Source organism: Streptomyces sp. NRRL B-1140 (genome assembly GCF_001280065.1).
In the GTDB taxonomy this organism is placed as follows: domain Bacteria; phylum Actinomycetota; class Actinomycetes; order Streptomycetales; family Streptomycetaceae; genus Streptomyces.
This window is the reverse complement of sequence record NZ_LGEA01000136.1, coordinates 75468-96097: the sequence shown is the minus strand read 5'-3', so window position 1 is coordinate 96097 and position 20630 is coordinate 75468. Positions and strand designations below refer to the sequence as shown.

The 20630-nt window shown below is 72.5% G+C and carries 21 protein-coding genes; 6 read left to right on the top strand and 15 right to left on the bottom strand.

The annotated features are described in order from the left end of the window. Positions 1–16: 16 nt before the first annotated feature. Positions 17–1066 carry an LCP family protein gene (locus ADK65_RS32370; protein WP_053674546.1) on the bottom strand — a complete coding sequence of 350 codons (1050 nt, stop codon included), beginning with the start codon at positions 1064–1066 and terminating at the stop codon, positions 17–19. Between the two features lie 152 nt (positions 1067–1218). Further along, positions 1219–2283 (bottom strand): LacI family DNA-binding transcriptional regulator, encoded by a 1065-nt coding sequence (locus ADK65_RS32365; RefSeq protein ID WP_053674658.1) that lies wholly within the window; start codon positions 2281–2283, stop codon positions 1219–1221. A 137-nt stretch (positions 2284–2420) separates the two neighbouring features. Here ADK65_RS32365 and ADK65_RS32360 point away from each other — a divergent pair, with 137 nt between their 5' ends. Then, positions 2421–4751 (top strand): glycoside hydrolase family 3 N-terminal domain-containing protein, encoded by a 2331-nt coding sequence (locus tag ADK65_RS32360; protein WP_053674545.1) that lies wholly within the window; start codon positions 2421–2423, stop codon positions 4749–4751. A gap of 9 nt (positions 4752–4760) precedes the next feature. On the opposite strand, the gene ADK65_RS32355 is transcribed toward ADK65_RS32360, so the two are convergent. Genes ADK65_RS32355 through tsaB form a run of 4 tightly spaced genes read right to left on the bottom strand, consistent with a single transcriptional unit; the run spans position 4761 to position 7252 of the window. Further along, a complete protein-coding gene (locus tag ADK65_RS32355; protein WP_053674544.1) occupies positions 4761–5018 on the bottom strand; it encodes a hypothetical protein in 258 nt (85 codons plus the stop codon). Then, positions 5015–6103, bottom strand: coding sequence for a tRNA (adenosine(37)-N6)-threonylcarbamoyltransferase complex transferase subunit TsaD (gene tsaD / locus ADK65_RS32350; protein WP_053674543.1), 1089 nt, complete (start codon positions 6101–6103; stop codon positions 5015–5017). The genes ADK65_RS32355 and tsaD overlap by 4 nt, the downstream gene beginning before the upstream one ends. After that, the gene (rimI, locus tag ADK65_RS32345) at positions 6096–6602 is read right to left on the bottom strand and encodes a ribosomal protein S18-alanine N-acetyltransferase (protein ID WP_234353024.1); all 507 of its coding nucleotides are present in this window, start codon (positions 6600–6602) and stop codon (positions 6096–6098) included. Before rimI ends, tsaD begins: the two co-directional genes overlap by 8 nt. Beyond that, entirely contained in the window at positions 6599–7252 is a 654-nt protein-coding gene (gene tsaB / locus ADK65_RS32340) for a tRNA (adenosine(37)-N6)-threonylcarbamoyltransferase complex dimerization subunit type 1 TsaB (RefSeq protein WP_053674542.1), read from the bottom strand. Before tsaB ends, rimI begins: the two co-directional genes overlap by 4 nt. A 113-nt stretch (positions 7253–7365) precedes the next feature. Here tsaB and ADK65_RS32335 point away from each other — a divergent pair, with 113 nt between their 5' ends. Further along, the gene (locus tag ADK65_RS32335; protein ID WP_053674541.1) at positions 7366–7932 is read left to right on the top strand and encodes a hypothetical protein; all 567 of its coding nucleotides are present in this window, start codon (positions 7366–7368) and stop codon (positions 7930–7932) included. 26 nt (positions 7933–7958) lie between these two features. Here ADK65_RS32335 and ADK65_RS39020 read toward each other — a convergent pair whose 3' ends face one another. From ADK65_RS39020 to ADK65_RS32315, 5 genes are all read right to left on the bottom strand, one after another. Then, a complete protein-coding gene (locus ADK65_RS39020; RefSeq protein WP_199825742.1) occupies positions 7959–8126 on the bottom strand; it encodes a hypothetical protein in 168 nt (55 codons plus the stop codon). Between the two features lie 174 nt (positions 8127–8300). Next, positions 8301–8819, bottom strand: a complete 519-nt coding sequence (tsaE, locus tag ADK65_RS32330) for a tRNA (adenosine(37)-N6)-threonylcarbamoyltransferase complex ATPase subunit type 1 TsaE (RefSeq protein WP_053674540.1) — start codon at positions 8817–8819, stop codon at positions 8301–8303. Further along, the gene (locus ADK65_RS32325) at positions 8788–10047 is read right to left on the bottom strand and encodes an alpha/beta fold hydrolase (RefSeq protein WP_053674539.1); all 1260 of its coding nucleotides are present in this window, start codon (positions 10045–10047) and stop codon (positions 8788–8790) included. The genes tsaE and ADK65_RS32325 overlap by 32 nt, the downstream gene beginning before the upstream one ends. A 108-nt stretch (positions 10048–10155) precedes the next feature. Beyond that, positions 10156–11322, bottom strand: coding sequence for an alanine racemase (gene alr, locus ADK65_RS32320; RefSeq protein WP_053674538.1), 1167 nt, complete (start codon positions 11320–11322; stop codon positions 10156–10158). 347 nt (positions 11323–11669) lie between these two features. Beyond that, positions 11670–13100: a bifunctional ADP-dependent NAD(P)H-hydrate dehydratase/NAD(P)H-hydrate epimerase gene (locus ADK65_RS32315; RefSeq protein ID WP_053674654.1), complete on the bottom strand. Its 1431-nt coding sequence runs from the start codon at positions 13098–13100 to the stop codon at positions 11670–11672. Between the two features lie 137 nt (positions 13101–13237). Between ADK65_RS32315 and ADK65_RS32310 the strand changes: the two genes are divergently transcribed. Next, a complete protein-coding gene (locus ADK65_RS32310) occupies positions 13238–13510 on the top strand; it encodes a hypothetical protein (RefSeq protein WP_053674537.1) in 273 nt (90 codons plus the stop codon). An 8-nt stretch (positions 13511–13518) separates the two neighbouring features. On the opposite strand, the gene ADK65_RS32305 is transcribed toward ADK65_RS32310, so the two are convergent. Then, on the bottom strand, positions 13519–13890 hold the full coding sequence (locus ADK65_RS32305; RefSeq protein WP_053674652.1) for a holo-ACP synthase: 372 nt from the start codon (positions 13888–13890) through the stop codon (positions 13519–13521). Positions 13891–14045: 155 nt separating this feature from the next. Between ADK65_RS32305 and ADK65_RS32300 the strand changes: the two genes are divergently transcribed. Then, complete coding sequence (locus tag ADK65_RS32300; protein ID WP_053674536.1) at positions 14046–14405, top strand: hypothetical protein; 360 nt, start codon at positions 14046–14048, stop codon at positions 14403–14405. An 86-nt stretch (positions 14406–14491) separates the two neighbouring features. Here the strand turns inward: ADK65_RS32300 and glmS are convergent, their stop codons facing one another. Continuing rightward, on the bottom strand, positions 14492–16339 hold the full coding sequence (gene glmS, locus ADK65_RS32295) for a glutamine--fructose-6-phosphate transaminase (isomerizing) (protein ID WP_053674535.1): 1848 nt from the start codon (positions 16337–16339) through the stop codon (positions 14492–14494). A gap of 210 nt (positions 16340–16549) precedes the next feature. Here glmS and coaA point away from each other — a divergent pair, with 210 nt between their 5' ends. Both coaA and ADK65_RS32285 read left to right on the top strand, forming a co-directional pair. Beyond that, positions 16550–17518, top strand: a complete 969-nt coding sequence (gene coaA, locus ADK65_RS32290; RefSeq protein WP_053674534.1) for a type I pantothenate kinase — start codon at positions 16550–16552, stop codon at positions 17516–17518. Between the two features lie 32 nt (positions 17519–17550). Next, positions 17551–18489, top strand: coding sequence for a DUF389 domain-containing protein (locus ADK65_RS32285; RefSeq protein ID WP_053674650.1), 939 nt, complete (start codon positions 17551–17553; stop codon positions 18487–18489). Positions 18490–18566: 77 nt separating this feature from the next. Here ADK65_RS32285 and glmM read toward each other — a convergent pair whose 3' ends face one another. Beyond that, positions 18567–19925: a phosphoglucosamine mutase gene (glmM, locus tag ADK65_RS32280; RefSeq protein WP_053674533.1), complete on the bottom strand. Its 1359-nt coding sequence runs from the start codon at positions 19923–19925 to the stop codon at positions 18567–18569. Positions 19926–20091: 166 nt separating this feature from the next. Further along, positions 20092–20604 carry a 30S ribosomal protein S9 gene (gene rpsI, locus ADK65_RS32275; RefSeq protein WP_053674532.1) on the bottom strand — a complete coding sequence of 171 codons (513 nt, stop codon included), beginning with the start codon at positions 20602–20604 and terminating at the stop codon, positions 20092–20094. Positions 20605–20630 lie beyond the last annotated feature (26 nt).

Sequence of the window (20630 nt, the reverse complement as noted above, 5' to 3'; positions counted from 1 at the left end):
AGCTCCGCAGCGGAGGTCAGCGCAGCGACTCCCACAGCTTCCGGGCCCGGGGTTCCTCGGCCACCACCCGGTTGGGATCCGACGGCGCCTGCACCACGGGCATCATGACCGTCCGTACGCCGCTCGCCGAGAGGCCCTGGAGGCTCTGTCCGAGGCGGGTCAGTTCGGCGAGGGAGTCCAGACCGGTGTCGGTGGTGAGGCCGGCGGTGACCGTGTCGGCGACGCGGTACAGCTTGGCCGGGTCGGTGAGCAGGTCCTGCGAGGCGATCTGCTCCAGCAGGGCCTTCACCAGCTTCTGCTGAAGGCCGATGCGGCCCAGGTCGCTGCCGTCGCCGATGCCGTGCCGGGTGCGGGCGAGCGCGAGGGCCTGGGTGCCGTCCAGGTGATGGGTGCCCGCCTTCAGCCGCAGATGGCTGTCCTCGTCGGCGATGTCCTCCTGCGTGGTGACGGTGACGCCGCCGAGCGCGTCGACCAGCCGGGCGAAGCCGGAGAAGTCGATTTCGAGGTAGTGGTCCATGCGGACGTGTGTCATCGCCTCGACCGTCTTCACCGCGCAGACCGGACCGCCCACCTCGTAGGCGCTGTTGAACATGGACCGGTGGGCGACCTCCGTCGAACCCCCGGAGGAGCGTGGACAGGGCGGGCGGGTGACCAGGGTGTCGCGGGGGATGCTCACGATCGTCGCGCTGGTCCGCCCGGCGTCGAGGTGGACGACCATCGCCGTATCGGAGCGGGCGCCCGAGCTGTCACCGCCGCCGAGCCTGCGGTTCTCCTTGCCGCTGCGCGAGTCCGAGCCGAGGACCAGGATGTTGAGGGCCTCGCTCGGCGCGGCGGGGGCCGCGGGCGACGGTGTGGTCACCGGCTTGGGCGGCCGGTTGTCTCCCAGCGCGTTGTCGATGTCGACGCCGGTGATGTTGTCGCTGAGGTGCCAGTAGGCCCATCCGGCCGCTCCGGCGCCCAGCAGCAGTGTCCCCGCCAAGGTGAGGCCGGCGATCCTCAGCGCTCTCGACCGCCGGTCCGCTGCCGCGTCCTGATCCCCCTGATGTCCCGTCACGAGCAGGAACATAAGTCCGAATTATTACGGCCAGGGAGTTCAGCACGGCCTTTCTTCGGAAATTCTCAGATTTCAGGACGCAGGACCGCCGAAACTTTCGGCGGCACCGCCGATTGACTTCGGCTCGGGCGGAGGTGTCCGAAACCCGTCCCCCGATACGGCGCCTACCGCTCCCCCGGCTCCGCCGTACTGCTGCGCACCACCAGGCTCGTCGCCAGCTCGACGCGGGTCGCCGCCAGAGTCCCCTCGTCCCGCCCGAGATCGAGGAGCAGCTTCGCCGCCGCCTCGGCCATCTCGGTCAAGGGCTGCCGTACGGTCGTCAGCGGGGGCCCGACCCAGGGCGCCACGGGCAGATCGTCGAACCCGACCACGCTCAGGTCCTCGGGGATGCGCAGCCCCAGCTCGCGTGCGGCCTCGTACAGTCCGAGCGCCTGCAGGTCGTTCCCGGCGAAGACCGCGGTCGGCCGGTCCGGGCGGCGCAGCAGCTCCAGCCCGAGCCGGTAGCCGGCCTCGTGGTGGAAGTCGCCGCCGGCGATCAGCGCGGGATCCACCGGCAGCCCGGCCGTCTCCAGCGCGGCCCGGTAGCCGTCGATCCGTGCCCGGCTGCACATCATCTGCGAGGGCCCGCTGATCGCGCCGATCCTGCGGTGCCCCAGCTCGACCAGATGCCGGGTGGCCGCGAGACCGCCCTGCCAGTTGGTCGCGCCGATCGAGGGCACGTCGGCGCCCGGGTCGCCGGCCGGATCCATCACCACGAACGGGATCGACCGGCTGGTCAGCAGCGCCCGCTGCGACTCGTCGAGCCCGGACAGGACCAGGATCACGCCGTGCGGCCGGCGCGCGGCGACCTGGTCGGCCCAGGTCCGCCCGGGCGTGAGCCGCCCCGCGCTCTCGGACAGCACCACACTGAGGCCGGCGTCCCGGGCCACGTTCTCCACGCCCCGGATGACCTCCATCGCCCAGGCGCTCTCCAGCTCGTGGAAGACCAGGTCGATCAGGGGCGAACGCGTCGCCTCGGCACGGCGTCGCCGGTAGCCGTGGACGCGCAGCAGGTCCTCGACGCGGGCCCGGGTGGCCGGGGCGACGTCGGCGCGGCCGTTCAGGACCTTCGAAACAGTCGGCGCCGACACACCGGCCTCACGGGCGATCTCGGCGAGCGTCGCGGTCTGCGCGGTGCGCCCCTGCGTCCGGTTCTGCGTCCGGCTTTCAACGGGCTCCGGGGATGTCATGGCGGCGATCGTAACCCTGCGGGCCCCCTTGACGAAGTCCTCGGACCGCCATAGGTTCCCGGAACATTCGAAGTTCATAACGAAACATTCGTGAAACCGTTCGTGAGAGGGCCGTCCGTTCCCCCGACAGGAGCTTCATGACCACCGCGCCCTGGCGTGACCCCGCGCTGCCCGCCGCCGCCCGCGTCGACGACCTGCTCTCCCGGATGACCCTGGAGGAGAAGACCGCCCAGTTGTACGGCGTGTGGGTGGGCGCCTCGACGGACGGCGACGGGGTCGCTCCGCACCAGCACGACATGACCGTCGAGTACGACTGGGCCGAGCTGATCAGCCACGGGCTGGGCCAGCTCACGCGCTCCTTCGGCACCGCCCCCGTCGACCCGGCGCTGGGCGCGCAGGCCCTGGCCCGCGCCCAGCGCCGTATCACCGAGGCCGGGCGCTTCGGCATCCCGGCGATCGCGCACGAGGAGTGCCTGGCCGGCTTCACCGCCTGGCAGGCCACCGCCTACCCGGTCCCGCTGGCCTGGGGCGCGACCTGGGACCCCCCGCTCGTCGAGGAGATGGCCCGGCGTATCGGCGACGACCTGCGCTCGGCCGGCGTGCACCAAGGCCTGGCGCCCGTGCTGGACGTCGTGCGCGACCCGCGCTGGGGCCGTGTGGAGGAGACCATCGGCGAGGATCCGTACCTGGTCGGCACGGTCGGCGCGGCCTATGTGCGGGGCCTGGAAGCGGCGGGGGTCGTCGCCACGCTCAAGCACTTCGCCGGGTACGCCTCCTCGGCCGGTGCCCGCAATCTCGCCCCGGTACGGGCCGGCGTCCGCGAGTTCGCCGACGTGACCCTGCCCCCGTTCGAGATGGCCCTGCGCGAGGGCGGCGCCCGCTCGGTGATGGCCGCCTACACCGAGACGGACGGGGTCCCGGCCTCCGCGGACCCGGGGCTGCTGACCCATCTCCTGCGCGAGGAGTGGGGCTTCACCGGCACGGTCGTCGCCGACTACTTCGGCATCGGCTTCCTGCAGACCCTGCACCGCGTCGCCGCGACCCCGGCCGGGGCGGCCCACACGGCGCTCGCCGCCGGCATCGACGTCGAGCTGCCGACCGTCAAGTGCTACGGCCGGCCGCTGCTGGCCGCGGTCCGTTCGGGCGAAGTGCCCGAGGAACTCGTGGACCGGGCGGCCCGTCGCGTCCTGCTCCAGAAGTGCGACCTGGGCCTGCTGGACGAGGACTGGACCCCGGAGCCCGCCACCGCGATCAACCTCGACTCGACGGGCAACCGCATCCTGGCCCGCCACCTGGCGGAGGAGTCGGTGGTCCTGCTCGACAACCCCGACGGCCTGCTCCCGCTGGCCCCCGACACCCGCATCGCGGTGGTCGGCCCCCGGGCGGCCGACGCCCTGGCCATGCTGGGCTGCTACTCCTTCCCGTCCCACGTCCTCACCCACCACCCCGAGGTGCCGGCCGGCATCGAGATCCCGACCCTCCTGGACGCCCTGCGCAGCGAACTCCCCGACGCCAAGGTGACCTTCGCGCAGGGCTGCGACGTGACGGACCCGGACACCGCCGGCTTCGAGGAGGCCATCGCCCGCACCGCCGAGGCGGACGTGTGCGTGGCGGTCCTCGGTGACCGGGCGGGCCTGTTCGGCCGCGGCACCTCCGGCGAGGGCTGCGACGCCACGGACCTCGGCCTGCCGGGCGCCCAGGGCGCACTGCTGGACGCGCTGGTCGCCACCGGCGTGCCTGTGGTGCTCGTGCTGCTGACCGGCCGCCCCTACGCCCTGGGCCGCTGGCACGGCCGCCTCGGGGCGGCCGTCCAGGCGTTCTTCCCTGGGGAGGAGGGCGGCCCGGCGGTCGCGGGTGTCCTGTCGGGCCGTGTGAACCCCTCGGGCCGCCTGCCCGTCAGCGTCCCGCAGGTGGCGGGCGGGCAGCCCTGGACCTACCTCCAGCCGCCGCTGGGGCTCGCGGGCGAGGTCAGCAACCTCGACCCGACCCCGCTGTACGCCTTCGGCCACGGCCGCTCGTACACGGCGTTCGCCTGGGAGGACTGCTCCGCGGCGGAACAACCTGCCGAGGTGGGCACGGACGGCTCCCACGACGTGTCGGTGACCGTCCGGAACACCGGCGGACGCGAGGGCGCCGAGGTCGTGCAGCTGTACCTGCACGATCCGGTGGCCTCGGTGACCCGCCCCGACGTCCGGCTGATCGGCTACCGGCGGGTGGAGCTGGCCCCGGGCGAGGCGGCCCGGGTCACGTTCCGCTTCCACGCGGACCTGTCGGCGTTCACCGACCGCTCGGGCCGCCGGGTCGTCGAACCGGGCGCCCTGGAACTGCGGCTGGCCGCCTCCAGCGCGGACGTACGGCACACCGCGCGCCTCACCCTCACGGGCCCGGTGCGGGCGCTCGGCCCGGAGCGGCGGCTGCGCTGCGAGACGGAGGTGTCCCCGGTCACCGGCGCGAACGACCGGTCGTGACCGGCCCGGTCAGTCGACCGCCACCGACTCGAACCGCCAGCGGTGCACCGCACGGGTGACCAACTCGGCCTCCGGTTCGGGCAGCTCGGGCAGCTCGGCGTCGAAGGGGGCGTCCCACCAGGTGAGGACGAGGACCCGGTCCTGGGGCGCCCGGAAGGTCTCCCGGCGCAGGGGCTCACGGGGGAGCTCCTGGGCCCGCGCCCAGGCCAGCAGGTCCTCACCCCGCCCCTCGGCCGCCCGGGCCTCCCACATCAACGCGACCGTCACGAGTACAGGTTCTCCTCGCCGACCTCGTGCACATGGCCGTGATCGCCCGGGACATGAGGCTCCGTCACCGGCAGCGAGGAGTCGGCCGACAGGTCCCAGCTCGACGCCGCCCGGCCCCGGGCGACCATCTCGGCGCCGAGGGCGGCGACCATCGCGCCGTTGTCCGTGCACAGCTTGGGCCGCGGCACGCGCAGCCGGATCCCGGCCGCCTCGCAGCGTTCCTGGGCGAGGACGCGCAGCCGGGAGTTGGCGGCCACACCGCCACCGATCATCAGGTGGTCGACGCCCTCGTCCTTGCAGGCCCGGACGGCCTTGCGGGTCAGCACGTCCACGACCGCCTCCTGGAAGGAGGCCGCCACGTCCCGCACCGGCACCTCCTCACCGGCCGCACGCTTGGCCTCGATCCAGCGGGCCACGGCGGTCTTCAGCCCCGAGAAGGAGAAGTCGTAGGCCGGGTCGCGCGGGCCGGTCAGACCCCGGGGGAAGGTGATCGCGTTCGGGTCGCCCTCCTTCGCGTACCGGTCGATGACCGGGCCGCCGGGGAAGCCCAGGTTCAGCACGCGGGCGATCTTGTCGAAGGCCTCGCCGGCCGCGTCGTCGATGGTGGCGCCCATCGGGCGGACGTCGGAGGTGATGTCCGAGGACAGCAGCAGCGAGGAGTGGCCGCCGGAGACCAGCAGGGCCATGGTCGGCTCGGGCAGCGCGCCGTGCTCCAGCTGGTCCACGCAGATGTGCGAGGCGAGGTGGTTGACGCCGTAGAGGGGCTTGCCGAGGGCGTAGGCGTAGGCCTTCGCCGCGGAGACGCCGACCAGCAGGGCACCGGCGAGCCCGGGTCCGGCGGTGACGGCGACGCCGTCGAGGTCGCGGGCGGTGACGCCCGCCTCCTTCAGCGCGCGGTCGATGGTGGGGACCATCGCCTCCAGGTGGGCGCGGCTCGCGACCTCCGGGACGACGCCGCCGAAGCGGGCGTGCTCGTCGACGCTGGAGGCGACGGCGTCGGCCAGCAGGGTGGTGCCCCGGACGATGCCGACGCCGGTCTCGTCGCAGGAGGTCTCGATTCCCAGTACGAGGGGTTCGTCAGCCATTGATCTCGGTTCCTTGTACGGAGTTCTCGGGGGCGGTCAGGCGCATCACCAGGGCGTCCACGTTCCCCGGCTGGTAGTAGCCGCGCCGGACACCGATGGGCTCGAAGCCGAAGCGCTCGTAGAGCTTCTGTGCGCGGACGTTGTCGACCCGGCACTCCAGCATCACCTCGGCGCACTCGAAGGTGGTGGCCGCTCGCAGCAGTTCGGCCAGCAGCCGTGCGCCGAGGCCGGTGCCCCACAGGTCGCGGGAGACGGCGATGGTCTGGACGTCGCCCTGTTCGCCGGTGGCGACCAGACCGGCGTACCCCACGATCCCGGAGCCGGACTCGGCGACCACGTACCGCCGGTTGGCCTCGGGCCCGCGCGCGTGGGCGAGCTCGGACCAGAACATGCCCCGGGACCAGGCGTCCTCGGGGAACAGGTCCCGTTCGAGTTCCAGCACGGGATCGATGTCCCACCAGCGCATCTCGCGCAGCGTGCACGTCACGGGTTCGGTCACTTGGGGGTGACCACCTTGTAGTTCTTGGGGACCTGCGCGTCGGGGCGGCGCAGGTACAGCGGCCTCGGCGCCGGGAGTTCCTCACCGGCCGCCAGCCTCTCGGCGGCCAGCCGGGCGAGGGCGGCGGCGGAGACGTGCTCCGGCTCGTGCGCCTTGGGGAAGGTCTCCGGGTACAGCAGCGCCCCGGCACCGACCGCGGGCAGCCCCGCGACCTGCTCGGCGATGTCGGCGGGCCGGTCCACGGCCGGGTCGGTCGCCCGGGTACGGAAGTCGGTGTAGCGGGCCCAGTACACCTCCTTGCGGCGGGCGTCGGTGGCGACGACGAAGGGGCCCTGCAGGTCGGAGGCGTAGGCGAGGCCGTCCAGCGTGCACACACCGTGCACGGGGACGCCGAGCGCGAGCCCGAAGGTGTCGGCGGTCATCAGGCCGACGCGCAGCCCGGTGTACGGTCCCGGACCGGTCCCGGCGACGATCCCGGTGACGGCGTCGAGCCGCAGTCCGGCCTCGGCGAACACCCGGTCGATCGCCGGCAGCAGCAGTTCCCCGTGCCGCCGCGCGTCCACCTGACTCGACGAGGCGATGACATCGCGTCCGTCGTGCAGTGCGACGGTGACAGCGGGCGTGGCGGTATCCAGAGCGAGCAAGAGCACGCAAACAGCCTACGGCTCCCCGGGGCCCGGCACGGCCGCGCCTGTCGGGTCGTCACCTGCTGCTACCGTCACCTGACGTCACGACAAGCATGCAGGACGTGAGGTGGACACCGGTGGCAGCCAGCAGCTCGGTAATCGTGGCCGGGCTCACCGCCGCGGCCCTCGCGACGGTCGGCCATCTCGCCCACCAGGCCGCCGAGAGCGTCCCGGCCGGGCTGGGCAGGGCGGCGAAGGCGGGCGCCGCCCCGGCGGCCGGTACGTCGAAGGCACCCCGGGCCGAGAAGGACCCCACCGCACTGCCCGACGGCTCCGGGAAGGGCGCCCGGGTGGTGTACTCGCTGCGCGGGGACCGGGTGTGGCTGGTCGCGGGGGACGAGGCGATCAGCCGGACGTTCAAGGTCGACCCGAGCGATGTGGACCCGGCTCCGGGCAGCTACGCGGTGACGTCCCGCTCCAACTCGGTCACCGGCTCCGACGGCGTCCCGGTCGAGCACGTGGTGCGCTTCGCCAGTGTGGACGGCGTGGTCATCGGCTTCAGTGCGGCCGTGAACGAGTCGGCCGCCCCGGCTCTGGCCCCCGGCCACACGGTCCGCACGGGCGGCATCCGCGAGTCCCGGGCGGACGGCGACGCGATGTGGACGTTCGCGACGATCGGCCGCACGGTCGTGGTCGTCCGCTAGGCGCTCTCGTGGGGATCAATGGATCCCTAGGCCGCTTCGCGGTGCCCGGGGTCGCGCCGGGAGAGTTCCGGCTCGGGTGCGCGCGGGGGCGTGGAGAGCAGCGCCGCCGCCTCACCGGCCGCCAGCAGGTCGCGCATGGACACCCCGGCGACCGCGCACCGCTGCGGCTGCCCCTTGCTCTCTGTAGCCGACATGGATGCCTCCCGAAGGGCCGGGGCAACGTGGTTAGGTAGACCTAACCACTGACTGGATACCATGTGACCACGCACAAGACGCCGGATGCAACATCTTGCCGACGTCTTGTCGGAACGTCCATCGAATGCCCGCACACCCGGACTCATGCGGACTCCGGGCGTACTCAGGCGTACTCAGGCGGCGAGCACGCTCAGATCGGCCGCGGCCCAGCGTTCCCCCACACCGGTGACCGTCATCTGCCGGACCTCGTCGGTCGTGTCGCCCACCGCCCGGTGGATCACGACCTGGAGCCGGTCCTCCGTCAACTCCTCGACCTTGCCCTCGCCCCACTCCACGACGATCACGGAGTCGGGCAGCGAGACGTCGAGGTCGAGGTCCTCCATCTCGTCGAGACCGCCGGAGAGCCGGTAGGCGTCGACGTGGACCAGCGGCGGCCCGTCGCCCAGTGCGGGGTGCACCCGGGCGATCACGAACGTCGGCGAGGTGACGGCCCCGCGCACGCCGAGCCCCTCGCCCAGCCCACGGGTCAGCGTCGTCTTGCCCGCGCCGAGCTCCCCGCTGAGCATCACCAGGTCACCCGCGCGCAGCAGTTTCGCGAGCCGGCGGCCCAGCTCCCGCATCTGCTCGGGGGACGTGACGACGATCTGGACGGAGCCGGGCTCAGCCGGGCTGTGCGGTGCTGGTGCTTCCATAACCCTTCACGGTAGCCCCTGCGGGCACGGCACCCGTGCGGGTGAGCAGGTCGGCGAGGCGGTCGGTGACCACTTCCGGGTGTTCCAGCATCACCAGGTGCCCCGCGTCCGGCACCAGCACCAGCTCGGCGTCCGGCAGCAGATCGGCGATGGCCTCACTGTGCTCACTCGGCGTGACCAGGTCCTGCACCCCGGCCAGCACGAGGACCGGCTGGTCCGCGAAGTGGGCGAGCGCCTCGGTCTTGTCGTGGTCGTTGAACGCCGGGTAGTACTCGGCGACCACGTCGATCGGCGTGCTCTCGATCATCCGCTCGGCGAACCGGGCGACGGCCGGGTCGACGTCCCGGGAGGCGAAGGAGTACCGCTTGATGATCCCGGCGAACAGGTCCGCCGTCGCCCGGCGTCCCTTCTCCACCAGCTCGGCCCGCTGCCCCAGCGCCTTCAGCACCCCGGGCAGCACCCGCCGTACCGCGTTGACCCCGGCGACGGGCAGGCCGTAATTGACCTCGCCGAGCCGCCCCGACGACGTGCCCACGAACGCGACCCCGGCGACCCGCTCGCGGATCAGCTCCGGGTACTGGTCGGCCAGGGCCATCACGGTCATGCCGCCCATGGAGTGCCCGACGAGCACCAGCGGCCCCTCGGGCGCCGCCGCGTCTATGACGGCCTTCAGGTCCCGGCCCAGCTGCTCGATGGTGACCGGTTCGCCGTCCCGGGTCTGGGCCACGCCCCGCCCGGACCGGCCGTGACTGCGCTGATCCCAGTGCACGGTCCGCACGACGCCCCGCAGGGCCGCCCGCTGGAAGTGCCAGGAGTCCTGGCTGAGGCAGTAGCCGTGGCTGAAGACGACGGTGACGGGGGCGGGTGACTTGCGGCCGAACAGCCTCCGGCGGCGCGGGCCGATGGCGGCGGGGGCGGCTTCCTCGTCGACGTCGTCGACCTCGTAGTACAGCTCCGTGCCGTCGTGGGCGAACGCCTTGCCGGGCATTCCCCGCAGGGAGCCGTACGGTCCCGCGGAGTCCAGTGCGAGCCGGGCCTTCTGGCGCATGCCGCGGCCGACCGTCATCCGCTCCAGGGCGACACCGGCGGCCGCGCCCGCGGCCACCACGCCTATCGCCACGCCGGCGATACCGGTCGCCCGGCGCCAGCCTCCCGCCGCCCCCGCGGCGGAGGCCGCGACGGCCGCGGAGGCGACGTCCGCGACGACCTCCGCGCTGCTCTCGCTCACGTACCGCTCCTCTTCACCGGGGTGCCGATCGGGTGACTCGCCGGGTCGGGTGGTGCTGATGTTGCCTTCGTGACTGCCGTTTCTCGCGTGACCGGTTCTCTGTGCGAGTTACCCGTCCTGTTCCTCATTCACATAGACGCGAGGAACACGTGTTCCGATCCGGGTCACGATCTCGTAGGCGATGGTTCCGGCCGCCTGGGCCCAGTCCTCGGCGGTGGGCTCGCCGCGGTCCCCCGGTCCGAAGAGGAGGGCCTGGGCCCCCGCCTCCGGCTCGTCGCCCCCCAGGTCGACCACGAACTGGTCCATGGCGACCCGTCCGGCGATCGTGCGCCACTTGCCCTCGACGAGCACCGGGCCGGCCGAGGAGGCGTGCCGCGGGATGCCGTCCGCGTAGCCCAGCGGAACGAGGCCGAGGGTCGTCGGGCCGGGTGTCACGTACCGGTGGCCGTAGCTGACGCCGTGCCCGCCCGGTACGTGCTTGACCAGGGCCAGCGAGGCGGACAGGGTCATCACCGGGCGCAGCCCGAAGTCGGCCGGCGTGCCGAGCTCGGGGCTGGGCGAGATGCCGTAGGTGGCGATGCCGGTGCGGACCAGGTCGAAGTGGCTCTCGGGGAGCGTGAGGGTGGCCGGGGAGTTGGCGATGTGCCGGACCTCGGGCCGGACGCCCCGTCCCTCGGCGTGGGCGACCATGTCCCGGAACACCGCGAGCTGGGCGGCGATGGAGGGGTGCCCGGGCTCGTCGGCGCAGGCGAGGTGCGACCACAGCCCCGTGACGCGCAGCAGCCCCTCGGCCTCGGCCCGCAGCGCCGCGTCGACGAGCGCGGCCCAGTCGTCCCCGGGCTGACAGCCGTTGCGTCCGAGGCCGGTGTCGGCCTTCAGCTGCACCCGAGCGGGCCGGCCGGCTCCCCTGGCCGCCTCGACGACCTCCTCCAGGGCCCACATCCCGCTGACCGACACGTCCAGCTCGGCGTCGATCGCCTCGCGCCACGGCCCTCCGGGCGTCCACAGCCAGCACATGATGCGCCCCGGCAGCCCGGCGGCCCGCAGGGCGAGGGCCTCCTCGGGCGTTGCCGTGCCCAGCCAGCTCGCACCGGCGGCGAGCGCCGCGCGGGCGCACGGCACAGCCCCGTGGCCGTACGCCTGGGACTTCACCACGGCCATCACGGCCGCGCCCCGGGCATGGGCGCGCAGGGCCCGCACATTGGCCCGCAGGGCCGCCAGGTCGATCTCGGCGCGGGCCCGCAGGGGCGCGGTCGGGGCTGTTCTCTCGCTCATCGCGCCCAGTGTCTCAGAGGGCTCCGAGGCCGGGTCGCCTACGGGCCTCTGTGCGTCGCCGAGGACGCCTTCGACGCGGCCCGGCGAGCCGACCCCGGTACGGAGGGCGGTACCGGGAGGACGGCAGGGGCGTGTCGTACAGCGCGGCCGTTGGTTCCGTGCCGCCATTGGAGTGGTCGCCCTCCTGCTCGGTCCCCTCCAACCGGCCCGGCCCTTCGATCCCCGGCGCCCGCTCACCCCAGGGCATGCCACCGAGCTCCGGAACCACCCCCGGCCAGATCACACGCCCCGCCGGCGCCCCGCCCGCCACCAGCCGACCCGCCCACCCGAGCCGACACACCAAACCGTCACCCCAGCACATTCCGCCACGCCTCCGGGACGGCCTGCGCCACGTCATGCGCCCCCACCGGCGCCCCGTCCGCCGCCAGCCGGCCGGCCAGGCCGTGCAGGTATGCCCCGGCACTCCCCGCGTCCACCGCGGACAGCCCGGCCGCCAGCAGCGAGCCGCCGAGCCCCGACAGCACGTCGCCGCTCCCGGCGGTGGCCAGCCAGCCCGTCCCCGTCGGGTTCACCCGCACCGCGCCGCCTGCCGAGTCGGCCACCAGCGTCGTGGATCCCTTCAGCAGCACGGTCGCCCCGTACCGCCGGGCCAGCTCCCGGACCGCCGTCAGCCGGCCGCCCTCGACCTCCGCCCGGTCCACGCCCAGCAGGGCCGCCGCCTCCCCCGCGTGGGGTGTCATCAGCGTCGGCGCCCGTCGCCCCCGCACGACCTCGGCGTCCGCGAGCCGCAGTCCGTCCGCGTCGATCAGCACCGGCACGTCCGCCGCCAGCACCTCCGCAACCGTCCCGGCGTCGTCCCCGGCCCCCGGGCCGACGACCCACGCCTGCACCCGCCCGGCATGCTTCGGCCCCTGGTCCGACACGAGCGTCTCGGGGAACCGCGCGATGACCGCGTCCCCGGCCGGACCGACGTAGCGCACGGCCCCGGCGCCGCCCCGCAGCGCCCCGGAGACGGCGAGCACGGCGGCCCCCGGGTACCGCGCCGACCCGGCGGCGATCCCGACCACACCCCGCCGGTACTTGTCGCTCTCCGCCCGCGGCACCGGCAGCAGCCCGGCCACGTCCAGGTGCTGCAACGCCTCCAGCTCCGGCTCGGGGGGCAGCTCCAGCCCGATGTCGACCAGCCGCACCGACCCCGCGTACTCCCGTGCGGGGTCGATCATGAGGCCCGGTTTGTGCGTCCCGAACGTGACGGTCAGATCGGCCCGCACGGCGACCCCGTGCACCTCCCCGGTGTCGGCGTCGACACCGCTCGGCAGATCGACGGCGACCACGGCTCCCCGCGACCGTGCGGCGGCCGCGGCCAACGGCACCGCGTCCGGCCGCAGCCCGCCCTTCCCCCCGATCCCGACGATCCCGTCGAGAACGAGGTCCGCGCCCTCGACGAGCGCCTCACCCCGGCCGGCCGCCGCGACCCGCCCCCCGGCCCGCCGCAACGCCGCGAGCCCCGGCGCATGCGCCCGCTCCGGCGCGAGCAGCACCGCGGTGACCCCGGCCCCCCGGCGGGCCAGCCGGGCTCCGGCGTACAGGGCGTCACCGCCGTTGTCGCCGCTGCCGACCAGCAGCACGACCCTGCTCCCGTACACCCGCCCCAGCAGGTCGGCGCAGGCCGCGGCGAGCCCGGCGGCGGCGCGTTGCATCAGCGCCCCCTCCGGCAGCCGCGCCATCAGCTCCCGTTCGGCGTTCCGGACCGTCTCCACGCTGTACGCAGTACGCATGCGGTCGAGTTTCCCGCAGTACCGCCAGGCCACTCCCCCTCAACGCGCCTCCCCTCTCCCCTGTTTCGCCGGATGCCTTGCCGGGCGTATAGTCGAGCCGTGTTTTGAACTCGTTCAAAAAGGGGGATCGACGAGACATGACCAACTCGACCGCATCCGCGACATCGGACAGCCCCGCCACCGCCCTCGGCCCCACGGCCCTGGTCCTCGGCATCTTCTCGGCCGCGGGGACCTGGGCGTTCCTGTTTCCCTGGACGGTCCTGGCCGGAGCGCTCGCGATGACGTTCGGCGCCATGGGCCTCCACTACGCCCGCAAGGGCATGGGCCGGGCGTGGCCGGCGGCGGCCGGTGCGGCCCTGGGCGCGATCGGTTTCGTCGGCACGGCCACGCTGCTCTGGGCCCTGTCCTAGAGCTGTTCTCACCCCTCGGCGATGACCACCGCGGAGGCGATGCCCGCATCGTGACTCAGCGACACGTGCCAGCTGCGCACGCCGAGCTCGGCGGCCCGGGCCGCGACCGTCCCGGTCACCCGCAGCCAGGGCCGCCCCGTGTTCTCGACACACACCTCGGCGTCGGTCCACAGCAGCCCCGGCGGAGCACCCAGCGCTTTGGCCAACGCCTCCTTGGCCGCGAACCGCGCGGCGAGGGAGGCAGGCCCCCGCCGCTCCCCGCTGGGCAGCAGCAACTCCCGCTCCACGAAAAGCCGTTCGGCCAACGCGGGCGTACGCTCCAGTGAAGCCGCGAACCGCTCGATCTCGGCAACGTCGATGCCGACCCCGATGATGCTCATGGGCAGCACCCTACGGTGACGGGCCGGATCCGGCGCGAACGGCTCCCGCACACCGCCCGGTCGACCCCGCGATCTTCAACTCTCCCTGCTCGCTATAGAGTTCGCGCTGACTGCGATGTGCAAACGGCATCGCACCAAACGGGAGGACACCGTCCATGAAGTTCAAGTCGCTGGGGACCGCGGCCAGTGCCATCGCTCTCGTCGCCACGGCCCTCACCGGCACCGTCGCCACGGCCGGCACCGCCGCCGCGGCGACGCAGCCCGACTGCAGCAGCGCGCTGACCAACGTGAAGCCCAAGGCGACCGTCAACCTCCGCAGCCAGCCCAAGACGAGCTCCACCGCCCTCGGCACCTGGAACAAGGGCCAGAACGGCGGCATCTGCTTCGGCGGCAGCAAGCCCGTCACGGGCGGCAGCTACACGGCCTGCGGCAAGTCGAGCAACAAGTGGTACTTCGGCGGCCCCAACAGCACCAGCGTGGAAGGCTGGGTTCCGGCGACCTGCCTGCCCGTCTGAGCCGGGCACCCGACGGCCTGACCGGCTGAGCCAAGGGGCTAAGGGCATCCGGCCCTTCGCCTCTTGGGCTCACCCCGGCTTCCCACTCACTCCACCGTCACCGACTTCGCCAGGTTCCGCGGCTGGTCCACCTCGTTGCCACGGGCCGTCGCCAGCTCACAGGCGAACACCTGCAACGGCACCGTCGCCACGAGCGGCTGCAGCAGGGTCGGCGTGGCGGGGATCCGGACCAGGTGGTCCGCGTACGGCGCGACCGCCTCGTCGCCCTCCTCCGCGATCACGATCGTGCGCGCGCCGCGCGCCCGGATCTCCTGGATGTTGGACACGATCTTGTCGTGCAGCACCGACCGGCCGCGCGGCGAGGGCACCACCACGACCACCGGCAGGTCCTCCTCGATCAGGGCGATCGGCCCGTGCTTCAGCTCCCCGGCCGCGAACCCCTCCGCGTGCATGTAGGCGAGTTCCTTGAGCTTCAGCGCCCCTTCGAGCGCCACCGGGTACCCCACGTGCCGGCCGAGGAACAGCACCGTCTTCTTCGAGGCCAGGGTGCGGGCCAGCTCCCGCACCGGCTCCATCGTGCCCAGCACCCGATCCACCGCACCGGCGATCGAGGACAGGTCGCGGATCACCGCCCGGATCTCATCCCCCCACTTCGTTCCGCGCACCTGGCCCAGGTACAGGGCGACCAGGTAGCACGCCACGAGCTGCGTCAGGAACGCCTTGGTCGAGGCGACGGCCACCTCCGGCCCGGCGTGCGTGTACAGCACCGCGTCCGACTCGCGCGGGATCGTCGAACCATTGGTGTTGCAGATCGCCAGCACCCTGGAGCCCTGCTCACGGGCGTGCCGCAGCGCCATCAATGTGTCCATGGTCTCGCCCGACTGGGAGATGGCGATCACGAGCGTCTGCGCGTCGAGGATCGGGTCCCGGTAGCGGAACTCGCTCGCCAGCTCCACCTCGCAGGGCAGCCGCGTCCAGTGCTCGATCGCGTACTTGGCGATCATCCCGGCGTGGAAGGCCGTACCGCAGGCGACGATGACGACCTTGTCGATCTCCCGCAGCACGCTCTGCGGGATCCGTACCTCGTCCAGCGTCAGCGACCCGGAACCGTCGATCCGGCCCAGGAGCGTGTCGGCGACCGCCTTGGGCTGCTCGGCGATCTCCTTGAGCATGAAGTAGTCGTAGCCGCCCTTCTCCGCGGCCGACGCGTCCCAGTCGACGTGGTACGACCGCACGTCGGCCGGGCGGCCGTCGAAGCCCGTCACCGTCACGCCGTCCCGGCGCAGCTCCACGACCTGGTCCTGCCCGAGCTCGATCGCCGAACGCGTGTGGGCGATGAACGCGGCGACGTCCGACGCGAGGAATGCCTCACCCTCCCCGACGCCGACCACCAGCGGCGAGTTGCGCCGCGCGCCCACGACCACGTCCGGCTCGTCGGCATGCACAGCGACCAGCGTGAACGCCCCCTCCAGCCGCCGGCACACCAGCCGCATCGCCTCGGCGAGATCCGCGCAGGAGGAGAACTCCTCGGCGAGCAGATGCGCCACGACCTCGGTGTCCGTCTCGGAGGACAGCTCGTGGCCGCGCTCCGCCAGCTCGGCCCGCAGCAGCGCGAAGTTCTCGATGATGCCGTTGTGCACCACCGCGACACGGCCCGCGTTGTCGATGTGCGGGTGGGCGTTGCGGTCCGTGGGCCCGCCGTGCGTGGCCCAGCGGGTGTGCCCGATGCCCGTCGTGCCGGTCGGCAGCGGTCTGCCGTCCAGCTCCTTCTCCAGGTTGAGCAGCTTGCCGGCCTTCTTCGCCGTCGCCAGCCCCCCGTCGGCCAGGACGGCGACACCCGCCGAGTCGTACCCCCGGTACTCCAGCCGCTTCAGCCCGGCCATCACGACCTCGAGCGCGGACTGCGGCCCCACGTATCCCACGATTCCACACATGGGCGGCAGCTTAGGGTCGAATCCTGCGCCGAACCGGCCGAAGCGTGCCCGAAATCGGAAATTCCCACCGGGGTACGAAACCCAAGGCGCCGAAGCACCCGGCCGGATTCCTCCCGAAAGGAGGTGAGTCGTGAGCCCGCGTGACGGATCCCACCTCACCACCCGTTCGTACGCCCGTAACAATGGACTGTGATCTCTCCGGTCTCCCCGATGCCCCGGAGCGCCCACCGGCCCCGCCCGGAGGCGACTCCCTACGTCGACCTCACCCGAGCCGAGTGGAGTGCGCTGCGTGACAAGACGCCGCTTCCGCTGACGGCCGAGGAGGTCGAGAAGCTGCGCGGTCTCGGCGACGTGATCGACCTCGACGAGGTGCGGGACATCTACCTCCCGCTGTCCAGACTTCTCAACCTCTACGTCGGTGCCACCGACGGCCTCAGAGGCGCCCTGAACACATTCCTGGGCGAGCAGGGCTCCCAGTCGGGCACCCCGTTCGTCATAGGGGTCGCCGGTTCGGTCGCCGTGGGCAAGTCGACGGTCGCCCGTCTCCTGCAGGCCCTGCTCTCGCGCTGGCCCGAGCACCCGCGCGTCGAGCTGGTCACCACCGACGGTTTCCTGCTGCCCACCAAGGACCTCCAGGCCCGCGGCCTGATGTCCCGCAAGGGCTTCCCGGAGTCCTACGACCGCCGGGCCCTGACCCGTTTCGTCGCCGACATCAAGGCCGGCAAGAACGAGGTCACCGCGCCCGTCTACTCCCACCTGATCTACGACATCGTCCCCGACAAGAGGCTCACGGTCCGCCGCCCCGACATCCTGATCGTCGAGGGCCTGAACGTCCTCCAGCCGGCCCTGCCCGGCAAGGACGGCCGCACCCGCGTCGGTCTCGCCGACTACTTCGACTTCAGCGTGTACGTCGACGCCCGCGTCGAGGACATCGAGACCTGGTACCTCAACCGCTTCCGCAAGCTGCGCGCGACCGCCTTCCAGAACCCGTCGTCGTACTTCCGCAAGTACACCCAGGTCTCGGAGGAGGAGGCCCTGGACTACGCCCGGACGATGTGGCGCACGATCAACCGGCCCAACCTGGTGGAGAACATCGCGCCCACCCGCGGCCGCGCCACCCTCGTGCTGCGCAAGGGCCCGGACCACAAGGTGCAGCGGCTGAGCCTGCGCAAGCTGTGACGGCCGGGGGAAGGACCGGTTAGATGGGCGCCATGCTGCATCTGCGTCTGATCACACCGGCCGACAGGACGGACGAGGTGGTCCTGCTGATCGAGAAGACGGTCGGCACCACCCACCTCGTCGTGATGCCCGGCGTCTCCCGCGACCCCGCCGGGGACGTGGTGATGTGCGACGTGGCCCGCGAGGCGGGCGACGAACTCCTCACCGGGCTGCGGGAACTGGGCATCGACACCACCGGTTCCATCGCCGTCGAGTCCATCGACCTGTCCCTGTCGGAGCGGGCCGACAAGGCGGAGGCCGACGCCCCGGGCGAGGGCGCGGACGCGGTCCTGTGGGAGCAGCTGACCGAGGCGACGCACGAGGAGTCGACCCTCTCCGTCACCTACCTCGCGTTCATCACGCTCGCCACCATGATCGCCGCCTGCGGTGTGGTCCTGGACAACGCGATCCTGATCGTGGGCGCCATGGCGGTGGGCCCCGAGTTCGGTCCCCTCACCGGCATCTGCACCGCGATCGTCCGGCGCCGGCCGCGGCTGGCCCTTCGCTCGCTGATCGCGCTGCTGGTGGGCTTCGCGGTGGCGATGGCGGTGACGGTCGGCTTCAGCCTCCTCATGGACGCGGCCGGCCAGTTCACGGAGAGCCGCCTGGAAGCCGACCGCCCCAACACCGGCTTCATCTACGCCCCCGACAAGTTCTCCTTCATCGTGGCGGTCCTGGCCGGCATCGCCGGCACCCTCTCCCTGACCTCGGCCAAGTCGGGCGCCCTGGTCGGCGTGGCCATCTCGGTCACCACGATCCCGGCCGCCGCGAACGCGGCAGTCGCCCTCAGCTACGGCGACACGAAGCAGACGTGGGGTTCCACTGAGCAGCTCCTGCTGAACCTCTTGGGCATCATCGTCGCGGGCACAGCAACCCTGCTGATCCAGAAGTGGCTCTGGTCGAGACAACGCCAGGGGATCGGCAAGCTCTAGGGGCGCGGGGAACTGCGCGACAAGCCACGACGGACGGTCAGCCCGCAGCCAACCGCAGCCCCCCCTGCCCGTTCTCACTACCCGAGCGCGGACTTCACCACATCAGCCAAGCGCCCGGCAACAGACCGGGCCTGCTCGATATCAGCGGCCTCCACCATCACCCGGACCAACGGCTCCGTCCCGGAGGGCCGCAGCAGCACCCGCCCGGTCTCCCCGAGCTCCCGCTCCGCGTCCGAGACCGCCGCGGACAGCTCCGCCGAGGTCTTCACCCGCGTCCTGTCGACGTCCGGCACATTGATCAGCACCTGCGGAAGCCGCTGCATGACACCGGCGAGGTCCGCCAGCGTGCGCCCGCTCTGCGCCACCCGGGCCGCCAGCAGCAGCCCGGTCAGCGTGCCGTCCCCGGTCGTCGCGTGGTCGAGGATGATGACGTGCCCGGACTGCTCGCCGCCGAGGGCGAACCCGTGCTCCTTCATCTCCTCCAGCACGTACCGGTCACCGACGGCGGTCTGCACCAGCCGGATGCCCTCGCGCTCCATGGCGAGCTTGAACCCGAGGTTCGACATCACCGTGGCGACGACCGTGTCGGACCGCAGCTCGGAGCGCTCCCGCATCGCCAGCGCGAGCACGGCGAGGATCTGGTCCCCGTCCACCTCGGCGCCGGTGTGGTCGACGGCGAGGCACCGGTCGGCGTCACCGTCGTGCGCGATCCCGAGATCGGCCCCGTGCTCGACGACGGCGGCCTTGATCTTGTCCAGGTGCGTCGAACCGCACCCGTCGTTGATGTTGAGCCCGTCGGGCTCGGCCCCGATCGTGACGACCTCGGCGCCGGCCTGCTGGAACGCCTCCGGCGAGACCCGGGCGGCGGCGCCGTGCGCCTCGTCCAGGACGACCTTCAGCCCGTCGAGCCGGTTCGGCAGGACACTCAGCAGATGCGCGACGTACCGGTCGGCGCCCTCTTCGTAGTCGCGCACACGGCCCACGCCGGACCCGGTCGGCCGGTCCCACGGGGCACCGGTGCGGTGCTCCTCGTAGACGGACTCGATGCGGTCCTCCAGCTCGTCGGCGAGCTTGTGCCCGCCGCGGGCGAAGAACTTGATGCCGTTGTCCGGCATGGCGTTGTGGCTGGCGGAGAGCATCACGCCGAGGTCGGCGCCGAGCTCCCCGGTCAGGTACGCCACGGCGGGCGTCGGCAGCACGCCGACCCGCAGGACGTCCACGCCGGCGCTGGCGAGGCCCGCGACCACCGCGGCTTCCAGGAACTCCCCGGACGCACGGGGGTCACGCCCGACCACGGCCCTCGGCCGGTGTCCCTCGAACGTGCCCGCCTCGGCCAGTACGTGTGCCGCGGCCACGGAGAGGCCCAGGGCCATTTCCGCGGTCAGGTCCGCGTTGGCGACACCGCGCACGCCGTCCGTGCCGAAGAGTCGTCCCACAGTGGTGTCCTCCGAATTGCTGAGGGGAATGCGGCTCACATCCCGATGTGCACCCCCTGAGACTGTCCGGGGGCTGTAGGGGTTGTGTAAACGAACCGCCCCGGCAGCACAACCGTGCCGCCGGGGCGATCGTAGCGAGGCCGGTCGCGAGGACAGGCGACGCGATTTAGCGCTTGCTGTACTGCGGAGCCTTGCGGGCCTTCTTCAGACCGGCCTTCTTGCGCTCGACCGCACGGTCGTCGCGCTTGAGGAAGCCGGCCTTCTTCAGCGGGCCGCGGTTGTTGTCGACGTCCGCCTCGTTCAGCGCACGGGCGACACCGAGACGGAGCGCACCGGCCTGGCCGGAGACACCGCCACCGGCGATGCGGGCGACGACGTCGTAACGGCCCTCGAGCTCGAGAACCTTGAACGGCTCGTTGACTTCCTGCTGGTGCACCTTGTTCGGGAAGTAGTCCTCGAGGGTGCGACCGTTGATCTTCCACTTGCCGGTGCCCGGGACGATCCGGACGCGGGCGATGGCGTTCTTGCGACGGCCCAGGCCGGCGGCCGGCTGGGGCTCGCCGAAGCGGGACGCCATGGACTCCGAGGTGTACTCACCCTCGACGGGGACCTCGGACTCGGTGGTGTAGCTGTCGATGTCGATCTCTTCGAGCGGCTGCTCGGCAGTGGTCTCGGCCACGATGCTCCTCAGATTCTCTTCAGTCT

Coding starts and splice junctions, on each gene's coding strand:
- ADK65_RS32370 (WP_053674546.1), bottom strand. CDS start 1,066: ATGTTCCTGCTCGTGACGGGACATCAGGGGGATCAGGACGCGGCAGCG.
- ADK65_RS32365 (WP_053674658.1), bottom strand. CDS start 2,283: ATGACATCCCCGGAGCCCGTTGAAAGCCGGACGCAGAACCGGACGCAG.
- ADK65_RS32360 (WP_053674545.1), top strand. CDS start 2,421: ATGACCACCGCGCCCTGGCGTGACCCCGCGCTGCCCGCCGCCGCCCGC.
- tsaD (WP_053674543.1), bottom strand. CDS start 6,103: ATGGCTGACGAACCCCTCGTACTGGGAATCGAGACCTCCTGCGACGAG.
- ADK65_RS39020 (WP_199825742.1), bottom strand. CDS start 8,126: ATGTCGGCTACAGAGAGCAAGGGGCAGCCGCAGCGGTGCGCGGTCGCC.
- tsaE (WP_053674540.1), bottom strand. CDS start 8,819: ATGGAAGCACCAGCACCGCACAGCCCGGCTGAGCCCGGCTCCGTCCAG.
- alr (WP_053674538.1), bottom strand. CDS start 11,322: ATGAGCGAGAGAACAGCCCCGACCGCGCCCCTGCGGGCCCGCGCCGAG.
- ADK65_RS32315 (WP_053674654.1), bottom strand. CDS start 13,100: ATGCGTACTGCGTACAGCGTGGAGACGGTCCGGAACGCCGAACGGGAG.
- ADK65_RS32310 (WP_053674537.1), top strand. CDS start 13,238: ATGACCAACTCGACCGCATCCGCGACATCGGACAGCCCCGCCACCGCC.
- ADK65_RS32305 (WP_053674652.1), bottom strand. CDS start 13,890: ATGAGCATCATCGGGGTCGGCATCGACGTTGCCGAGATCGAGCGGTTC.
- ADK65_RS32300 (WP_053674536.1), top strand. CDS start 14,046: ATGAAGTTCAAGTCGCTGGGGACCGCGGCCAGTGCCATCGCTCTCGTC.
- glmS (WP_053674535.1), bottom strand. CDS start 16,339: ATGTGTGGAATCGTGGGATACGTGGGGCCGCAGTCCGCGCTCGAGGTC.
- coaA (WP_053674534.1), top strand. CDS start 16,550: ATGCCCCGGAGCGCCCACCGGCCCCGCCCGGAGGCGACTCCCTACGTC.
- ADK65_RS32285 (WP_053674650.1), top strand. CDS start 17,551: ATGCTGCATCTGCGTCTGATCACACCGGCCGACAGGACGGACGAGGTG.